The sequence below is a fragment of the Bartonella queenslandensis AUST/NH15 genome, assembly GCF_000312585.1.
In the GTDB taxonomy this organism is placed as follows: domain Bacteria; phylum Pseudomonadota; class Alphaproteobacteria; order Rhizobiales; family Rhizobiaceae; genus Bartonella; species Bartonella queenslandensis_A.
This window is the reverse complement of record NZ_HE997970.1, coordinates 1-1,839: the sequence shown is the minus strand read 5'-3', so window position 1 is coordinate 1,839 and position 1,839 is coordinate 1. Positions and strand designations below refer to the sequence as shown.

At 35.7% G+C, this 1,839-nt stretch carries 4 pseudogenes; 1 reads left to right on the top strand and 3 read right to left on the bottom strand.

The annotated features are described in order from the left end of the window. The 3 pseudogenes from BN338_RS12850 to BN338_RS00045 all read right to left on the bottom strand — a co-directional run. Positions 1 to 527: pseudogene (locus BN338_RS12850) on the bottom strand (tyrosine-type recombinase/integrase); the annotation flags it as partial. Positions 528 to 541: 14 nt separating this feature from the next. Next, positions 542 to 789, bottom strand: a pseudogene (locus BN338_RS12845) (hypothetical protein). 313 nt (positions 790 to 1,102) lie between these two features. Then, positions 1,103 to 1,712 (bottom strand): annotated as a pseudogene (locus BN338_RS00045) (recombinase RecT); the annotation flags it as partial. Here BN338_RS00045 and BN338_RS13545 point away from each other — a divergent pair. Continuing rightward, positions 1,674 to 1,839: pseudogene (locus tag BN338_RS13545) on the top strand (DNA adenine methylase); the annotation flags it as partial. The pseudogenes BN338_RS00045 and BN338_RS13545 sit on opposite strands and share 39 nt — an antisense overlap.

Sequence of the window (1,839 nt, the reverse complement as noted above, 5' to 3'; positions counted from 1 at the left end):
ATCAATCCAAACACGTTTATGGATACCGATAGTCCATTGTTTATAATATTTATCGATATATTCTTCTAACCATAGTTGCAATCCCTCGGTATTTAGAGACTTGAGTGCTTTAACATTAAAGGCGGGATTTCTATCTAAAAGAGTATTATCAAATGCCCAATTGAAAAGACCATTTAAAGCCGTTAAAAAATGCTTTTCTGCCGCGGGAGTATCTCGTCTTGTATCTTTACGGCATCAATAATATGGCACTTTTCTATGGTTTTATAAGTGCGGTCACGAATATGTTTAGAATTCTATATTTGACCTTTCTTGTTGACTCTGATTGATTGTGCCACGGCATGCTTTACAAATATTAAGGTAACAACCCATCAAATGATCTTTTTGTAAGTTTAGTCTTTTCATTATCTTAGAAGAGCTGTTTTGTGCTTATTTAAGAGCAAGTGTATAATTGTCGAAAAATTTTTGCGTTCCGCAGATTCCTTCAATCCGAATCGTGATCCATGACCAATATGTACATACCATATGATTTTACCATGGTATGTTAGAACTCTACGCCGTCAACAGAGCGGCAAGATTTGTTAGTCCTGTATTCTTGTTGTTCGTTTTCAAGTGGTGAAAAAACATCCATATTATAAACATTTTCCATAGCTTGGAGTGTTATGGTTTTATTGATATGAATTAATAATTCACTCGTAAGTTTGATTTCTATCAATTCGCACCCTTGTTTTTTTACTTCTCTTAAAGCACGAGCAAGGGTTGGTTGTGTATAGTAGCAGGGCGCGGTGCCATGTTATTTCTCTTTACATTGAGATGCAATTCACTTGTTTGGTGAATCACGCAACTTTTGAAAGTTGTTGGAAAAGAGCGGGAGTGCTGGAGCGCGTGTGAGAAGCACACCTATAATTTCATGCGGCTTTTGTTGAGTTTCTTTGTATCTCTTGTTCTATTTCTGCTAAAAAGGCTTCGATCGCTTGATTAATTTAATTTCTGTGATTTGTTTGTCATCATGGTAAAGGCGTTTAATTTTTAGACGTAAGTGAGATGATTTTTCGGCGGAGTGTGAGTCATAGCTTACGAAACCACACTATTTGTTTCCCGTACAAGACAGATCTGTTAGTTTTTCTACGTTCGTGTAAGACAGAAGACTCTTTTCATTGTTTTCTGTTTGTGTAATTAATTCTTTGATTTGTTCAAACATTTCATGAGAGATTAGTTTATTTTCGATTATCTGATTGATCTCATTAATACGATCTTCATAAATATTGGAAAAACCGAAAGTGTAACGTGCACATTGTATGGTGGCTTTATGGTGTAACATTCGATCTGGGTATTTTTGCCAAGTGCCATTTTTTTGTTTGTATTCATTTAAATATTTGGTGACTTCAATAGGGTCTTTAACGCCTTTGAGACGAATAGTGCGTTTGATAGCAATCAGATTACCGTCTTTATCGAGTTGATCTTGAAAAGTTATCCCATCGAATTGAGAATTAGATTTCATGATTTTAATCCATCCATCAATAGCGACAACGGGGATAATGCCGCTGCCTTTTTTAGGGAATGTATAGATTTTTTTTTGTTAAAGGGTTTAATCCATAAGTATTGGCAATAGAGATAAAAACAGCGAATTTTTCATCAGAGAGGTTATGATTGATGCATGTTTTGATAATTATTTTATGAAATTGATCATGAGAAAACTCATATTTGCTTGCCATGGTTGTTCAGGTGATGTGGTGAATTTTTTCAGGTGTTGCAACGCCATTATTACCCTTTCATGGATCTGTTGGAGTTCCAGGTGAGTAGCCGTGAGGCGTTTGAACGGTTACGCACCCAAGATCCCAA